At 64.0% G+C, this 6874-nt stretch carries 7 protein-coding genes; 5 read left to right on the top strand and 2 right to left on the bottom strand.

What is annotated here, in order from left to right; translation table 11 throughout:
• On the top strand, positions 1-218 hold a 218-nt coding region (locus tag ACXJ7R_RS21155), incomplete at its 5' end, for an SbmA/BacA-like family transporter (RefSeq protein ID WP_457153548.1).
• A 30-nt stretch (positions 219-248) separates the two neighbouring features.
• Here ACXJ7R_RS21155 and ACXJ7R_RS21160 read toward each other — a convergent pair.
• Positions 249-1256 carry a polysaccharide deacetylase family protein gene (locus ACXJ7R_RS21160; protein WP_457153549.1) on the bottom strand — a complete coding sequence of 336 codons (1008 nt, stop codon included), beginning with the start codon at positions 1254-1256 and terminating at the stop codon, positions 249-251.
• Positions 1257-1447: 191 nt separating this feature from the next.
• On the opposite strand from ACXJ7R_RS21160, the gene ACXJ7R_RS21165 reads away from it, so the two are divergent.
• Entirely contained in the window at positions 1448-2113 is a 666-nt protein-coding gene (locus tag ACXJ7R_RS21165; protein WP_457153550.1) for a tetratricopeptide repeat protein, read from the top strand.
• The gene (gene der, locus ACXJ7R_RS21170) at positions 2110-3552 is read left to right on the top strand and encodes a ribosome biogenesis GTPase Der (RefSeq protein ID WP_457153551.1); all 1443 of its coding nucleotides are present in this window, start codon (positions 2110-2112) and stop codon (positions 3550-3552) included. The genes ACXJ7R_RS21165 and der overlap by 4 nt, the downstream gene beginning before the upstream one ends.
• Positions 3553-3579: 27 nt before the next feature.
• On the opposite strand, the gene ACXJ7R_RS21175 is transcribed toward der, so the two are convergent.
• A complete protein-coding gene (locus ACXJ7R_RS21175) occupies positions 3580-4503 on the bottom strand; it encodes a LysR substrate-binding domain-containing protein (protein ID WP_457153552.1) in 924 nt (307 codons plus the stop codon).
• A 122-nt stretch (positions 4504-4625) separates the two neighbouring features.
• Here ACXJ7R_RS21175 and ACXJ7R_RS21180 point away from each other — a divergent pair, with 122 nt between their 5' ends.
• The gene (locus tag ACXJ7R_RS21180) at positions 4626-5933 is read left to right on the top strand and encodes an MFS transporter (RefSeq protein ID WP_457153553.1); all 1308 of its coding nucleotides are present in this window, start codon (positions 4626-4628) and stop codon (positions 5931-5933) included.
• A gap of 149 nt (positions 5934-6082) precedes the next feature.
• Positions 6083-6874 (top strand): cell wall hydrolase (locus ACXJ7R_RS21185; RefSeq protein WP_457153554.1); only part of this gene is annotated, 792 nt, incomplete at its 3' end.

The raw sequence follows: 6874 nt of genomic DNA on the forward strand, positions 1-6874 counted from the left end.
CGCACAAGATAACCTTCGGCGCACTGAACCAGATCTCGAACGCATTCGGCAAAGTGACGAGTTCGCTGCAGTTTCTGCTCACCTCCTGGTCGACCATCGTCGAGCTGCAATCGGTCCACAAACGCCTGCGCGCCTTTGAAGCGACGCTGCAAGGCGAGCCGCTGCCGCCGATCGATCAGCGCTATCTGGAACGCCAAGGCGCCGAGGACCCGGCTTAAAGAGCTGAGGTTTGGAACCGGGTTGGCGGCTCAGCCGCCAACCGATGCCTGTGTCTCGCCGGCTTTCTGCCGCGAAACATAGTCGCGAAAACTGATGCATTCGACATCGGCCTTGACGCAGACCTCGCCGGCGAAGCGCTCCAGCGCGTTCCAGTAGGCGCCGTCATTCATCAGGGCGAAGTGGAAGCCGAGTTCCAGCGGAATGCGCTTGCCCTGATATTGTACATCGAAGGCGGTGCGAAAGGCATCGTAGGTTCGGTTGGCGAACTCGTCCGCCTTGCTCGGCCGCTCGAAGCCGCCGGAATGTCTGACATAGAGATTGTAATCCATGGCGATCACTGGCCTCGATTTCGGTCCTTCCGGAATCTGCGGCAGTGAAAAGTGCATGATGCCGTGGCTGGCCGTCGGCCGGGCAGGGCCCTGCGAGACGCCGCTGGCGTCGAATTGATAGCCGGCCGCCGGCAGCGCCTCGTAGAGCGCCTTGCCTGTCGACAAATACGGCGCGCGGAAACCGACCACCGCATGCCTTGCGAAATCCCGCCAGCCGTTGGGTTCGGGCGCGATACCGTTGATCGCGTAGGCGTTCTCGAGAATGTGCTCGAACGAGCCGAACTCCTTCAGCCAGTCGGCCTTGCTCCAGTCCTTGCCGTCGAAATGGCCGCAGCCATGGCTGGCGATATCGTGGCCCTCACGCGCGGCAAGTCCGACCTGCTCGAGCCGTTCGCTCACTTCCTGCTTGGAGGCGGCAAAGCCGATGTTGGATTTGCCTGATGTCTTGCCGGGCGCCGTGTATTCCTTGCGCGTTTCCGGCGACAGCAGGAACACGCAGGACAGGAAGTAAGTGAAATGCGCCCCGGTGCGCTGCGCCAGCGCGCGGCTACGCTTCCACTGCGAAATATCGCGGGCGCTGTCGAACGAGATGATGACGACCTGCCTGGGCTTTGCCGGCCTCGGTGGCGCCGGTGGATCGGCCAAAGCCACACCGGCAGTGGCGAGCGAAGCGAAGGAAAACGCAACAGCGCGGAACGAACGATACATCGGCAATCTGATCTTGACTCGGAGGATGTCTGGAAGCCGGCTATCGCGCAAATGTGGCGCGGGTACGATTGGCCTTTTGGGCGGCCGGCCGTGGGAATAGGCGATTTTCCCGCCGAACCCCTTCCATGCCGACAAAATTTCGCTAAAACGCGGGCTGACAACGGCCCGCCAGGGCAGGAATGGTTTGATTGATGTCCGACGACAGTTTTATCCGTGAAGTCAACGACGAGATGCGTCGCGAACAGGCGCAGAAGCTATGGGACCGTTTCGGTCCCGCCTTGCTTGTCCTCGCGATCCTCGTGGTGCTCGGCACAGCCGCCTTCGTCGGCTATCGCTATTGGGACGAGACGCGCGCCAACCGCTCCGGCGATGCATTCTCGCAGGCGCTGAAGCTTGCCAATGACGGCAAGAACGACGAAGCGCTGGCCGCTCTCGACCAGTTGGAGAAGGATGGCTACGGCGCTTATCCGCTGCTTGCCCGCATGCGCGCCGCGACCGTAAAGGCCAGCAAGGGCGACGTCGACGCCGCCGTCAAGGACTTCGACGATGTCGCCGCCGACACGGCCATTCCTTCAGGCATTCGCGACATGGCCCGGCTCAGAGCAGCGCTCCTGCTTGTCGACCATGGCTCCTTCGCCGATGTCTCCAGCCGGGTCGAGGCGCTTACGTCGGACACCAACACGCTGCGCCACACGGCGCGTGAGGCGCTCGGTCTTTCCGCCTGGAAGGAAGGCAAGACCCAGGATGCGCTGAAGCTGTTCGACCAGATTGCCGCCGATGACGGCGCCCCGCGCAACACCCGTGAGCGGGCTACCTTGATGTCCGAGCTGATCCGCGGGTCGGGCAGTGCGTCGTGACCTTCAAAGTCGCCATCATCGGCAGACCTAACGTCGGCAAATCGACTCTTTTCAATCGGCTGGTGGGAAGGAAGCTGGCGCTTGTCGACGACACGCCGGGCGTCACCCGTGATCGCCGCGTGCATGCCGCCAAGCTTTACGACCTGCATTTCGACGTCATCGACACCGCCGGCTTCGAGGATGCCGCCGCCTCGACCTTGCCCGGCCGCATGCGGGCGCAGACCGAGATTGCCATCCGCGAGGCCGACCTGATCTTCTTCACGGTCGATGCCAAGTCCGGCCTGATGCCCGATGACAAGACTTTCGCCGAGATCGTGCGCAAGTCCGGCAAGCCGGTCGTGCTGGTCGCCAACAAGGCCGAGGCGAAGGGCGCCCAGGGCGGTATGCTGGAGGCCTGGGAGCTCGGCCTCGGTGAGCCGATCCCGGTGTCGGCCGAACACGGCCAGGGCATGCCCGACCTGCGCGACGCGGTGATCGGAGCGCTTGGCGAGGCGCGCGCCTTTGGTGAAGAAGAAGAAGACGGCGAAGGCGAAGAGGTCGTCGCCGGCGAGGTGCTGATCGGCGAGGATATTGTCGACCCGGATGCCGAGGATGTGCCTTCATACGACGACACCAAGCCGATGCGCATCGCCGTGGTCGGCCGCCCGAATGCCGGCAAATCGACGCTGATCAACGCGCTGATCGGCGAGGAGCGGCTGTTGACCGGGCCGGAAGCCGGCATCACCCGTGATTCCATCTCCGTCGACTGGGACTGGCATGGCCGCCGCCTGAAACTGTTCGACACGGCCGGCATGCGTCGCAAGGCGAGGATCCACGAAAAGCTGGAAGTGATGTCGGTGCAGGATGGCTTGCGCGCCATCCGCTTCGCCGAGATCGTCATCATCGTGCTCGACGCCACCATTCCTTTCGAGAAGCAGGATCTGCAGATCGCCGACCTGATCATCCGCGAAGGGCGGGCACCGGTGATCGCCTTCAACAAATGGGATCTGATCGACCATCCCCAGGAGCTTCTGGCGGAACTGCGTGAGAAGACCGAGCGGCTGCTGCCGCAGGTGCGCGGCATCCAGGCGGTGCCTGTCTCGGCCGAAACCGGGCGCGGCCTCGACAAGCTTATGGATGCGGTGTTGAAGACCCACAAGGTGTGGAACAGCCGCGTCTCGACAGGCAAGCTCAACCGCTGGCTGGAAAGCATCCTGGCGCATCATCCGCCGCCTGCCGTCGCCGGTCGTCGGCTGAAGGTCAAATACGTCACCCAGGCCAAGACGCGGCCGCCGGGCTTCGTCGTCCAGTGCTCCCGGCCGGAGGCGATGCCGCAATCCTATGTCCGCTATCTCTCCAACAGCTTGCGTGAAGCCTTCGACATGCCCGGCGTGCCGATCCGCATTGCGCTGCGCACGTCGGACAACCCGTTTGCCGGCAGGGCCAAGAAACGCAGCTGAGCATCGCTGCCCGTCCTGGCGCCATGATCACGCCACGTCGCGCAAACCGTTTTCGTTGGTCCGCGTATTATCGGGCAGCTGTTGCCGCACCGCCTGCAGCAATATCTCGGCGAGGCGCGCGACCACCGGCTCGGGCTCGGCATCCTTGCGGTGCAGGAACAACGCCATTTTGGGCAGTGCCGGCAGCCCGGCGATCTCCGGTGTCATCGCGCTGACGCTGGCCGGCAGCCCGATGTCGGTGCGGATGGTCAGCCCCAGTCCCGCCGCGACAGCTGCCCAGATGCCGCCAAGGCTTGGGCTGGCAAAGGCCATCCGCCACGACAGACCGGCGCGGTCGAGCGTTTCGGTCGCTACCGTGCGCAAAAGGCAGGGTGCTTCAAGCGCCACCAGCGGCAGCGGCTCGCCGTTGCGCAGGCTGGTCGCGATGCGCTTTGCCGGGCCAATCCAGCGCATCTGCACGTCGGCGACGTGCTCGCTGTAGGGCAGGGTCTCGCCGCTGTGCCAGGCGAGCGCGATGTCGAGATTGCCTGAAGTGACGCGCTCGGCAAGTTCGTAGCTGCGCGCGATCCTGGCTTCGATTTTGACCTTGGGATGGGCGCGGGCGAAGCGCCCGAGCACGTCAGGCAGCACCGCCTCGCCGAAATCCTCCTGCAGCCCAAGCCGTACCCAGCCTTCCAGCTCGACGTCATGGATGGCGGATGCCGCCTCATCGTTGAGCTCGATCAGCCGGCGCGCATAGCCGAGCATGGTTTCGCCGGCCTCGGTCAAGGCGAGGCCACGTCCCGACTTGCGGAAGATCGGCGTCRCCGCCTGCTCCTCCAGTTTCTTCAATTGCGCGCTGACCGCCGACGTCGATCGGCCAAGCCGGTCGGCAGCCTTGGCGAAGCTGCCCAGTTCCATGCCGGTGACGAAACTGCGGAGAACGTCGAGGTCGAATGTCACGCGTCGCATGGCGATAGTCCTGATTTTCAGGATAGTAAGTCAAAAACTTCCCGATATTCGGCATGAAACTATGGCGGTAAAGACGAGGCGTCAAGGTCCGGATGCAATCGGACCATCAAGGGAATTCTGCCATGTCGCTCGTCGCTACGGATTTGCAATGCAGCCAGGCCAAGCCTCGGCAACAAGCTGGCGCAGCCGCCGCTGGTGCCACGACGGTCCGCTCCAATCATCGCTGGAAGGTGCTCGGCATCGGAGTTGCCGCCAATGCCAGTTTTTCCGCGACCTTCTCCGGCATCCCGGCGACGGCGGTCTTCTTGCGCTCCGGCTACCATCTCGGCAATGGCCAGCTCGGGTTGGTTCTCGGTCTGCTTGGCCTGGGTGTGGCGCTGAGCGAACTGCCATGGGGATTGCTCACCGATCGCTGGGGCGATCGCCGCGTGCTCCTCACTGGCCTCGGCACCACCGCGGCATGGCTGCTTCTCATGGCATTGCTGGTCGTGCCGTCACCGGCACACCTTCCCGGGGTCGCGGTTCTGGCCGCCGTGTTGCTTGTCACTGGCCTGCTTGGCGGCAGTGTCAACGGCTCAAGCGGCCGCGCCATCATGGCTTGGTTCCGTGAAGGCGAGCGCGGCTTCGCCATGAGCATCAGGCAGACTGCGGTGCCGCTCGGCGGCGGGCTCGGCGCCTTTGTCCTGCCGTCGCTTGCCTCGGTGCATGGCTTTGCAGCGGTCTACGGCTTGCTGGCCGCATTCTCCGCCGTCACGGCGCTTTTCGCGTGGCGCTGGTTGCACCAGCCACCAATCGGCGAAGACGCGACGTCCGCCAGCGACGCCATGGTGTCGGCCGGCCCGACACCGCTGCGCAATCCGGACGTCTGGCGCATCGCAATGGCCATCGGCCTGCTCTGCGTCCCGCAAGTGGCGGTGCTCACCTTCGCCTCCGTCTTCCTGCATGATTTCGGCGGCATGGGAACGGCAGTGATCAGCGCCAGCCTGGCAGCCGTGCAGGTCGGCGCCATGGTCATGCGCGTCTGGAGCGGCCGTTTCACCGACCGTCACGGCAATCGCCGCTCGTTCCTGCGCTTTTTCAGCATGCTGAGCGCAGCCGCCTTTGCCACCCTCATGCTGCTTGTGTTTGTCGCGGCCACCATTCCCGGCTGGCAGCCTATGCTCGCGACAACGATCGTTGCCGTCCTGATCCTTGCCGGCATCTGTGTTTCAGCGTGGCACGGCGTTGCCTATACCGAGATTGCCACGCTTGCCGGCGCCAGCAATGCCGGGACGGCGCTCGGTCTGGCCAACAGCTTTGTCTTCGTCGCCTTCTTCCTGGTGCCGATCGCCATCCCCGGGCTTCTGGTCGTCGGATCATGGGCGTGCGTCTGGCTGTCGGCCGCCATCTGCGCGCTGATCGCCCGGCCGATCTTCCTGCGGCCGGCCTGACTTCGCATGCTGACCGCAAAATCGCCCGACTTCGGAACCACGACCTTGAGCCGACTGAGAAAACCCGATCGAACCTGTTAACGTCCCATCAAGGTTAATGCATCATTTTGCTCTCCAGTGGGGTCAGTCGCGTTCCTGGAGAGAGTTCCGTGCATCGACGTGTGTTGAAGCGGCTTGCGGCCGCCGCCGGTGAGAAAAAACGTGGCTTTCTGACCCCGTTCGTCATCGGTCTCGGCATCTGGATCGGCTTTCCGACCGTCGCCGCCTACCAGGACATGACCAGTTTTGTCTCCGGCCTCGAAGCGTCGAACACCCGCTGGAATTCCTATGTCGAGAAATCCGTCGCCGGCTCGACCCATGCGGCCGAGATGCCCTTTGTCGATTCCGACGTCACCGGTTCCATCTCCGGATCGGGCGTCCATCTGGCCGGCGTCGGCAACGTGTCGTTTCGTGGCAAGGGCGGCAAGGTCAGCGGCACGCCCGACGAGGATCGCATCGTGCGGGCCGACAAGAAGGGCCGCATCGTCCAGGTTTCTCCCGTCGCGCCGCCGAAGAATTTCAATGCCGGCTCGATCTTCGAGCGCACCTCGTCCTTGCTGCGGCCCAGCATGGACAGCGGCTTGAAGATGGCTTTCGCCAAACCGCAGATCAAGGGCAAGGAAATCCAGATCGCCGCGGCATTCCATGCGCGTGAGGACAAGAAGCCGGATCCCGGCGTGCCGGCCATGCTTGCCGCGCTGGTCAACAACGACCATCCCGATGTGCTGGCGACCGCCTATGCGCAGGCCGAGCCCGACTATGCCAAGGCATCGCCCTTCGAAGCCCTGCTTCAGGACGAGCAGCCCAATGACGGTCGCTTCATCCCGCCGATGGCCAAGGGCGACCATTCCTGGATCCAGAACCCGCTGCCGGCGAGTGTCTTCTCCAAGAAGGAGCAGGCA

The organism is Mesorhizobium sp. P5_C1 (assembly GCF_054049815.1).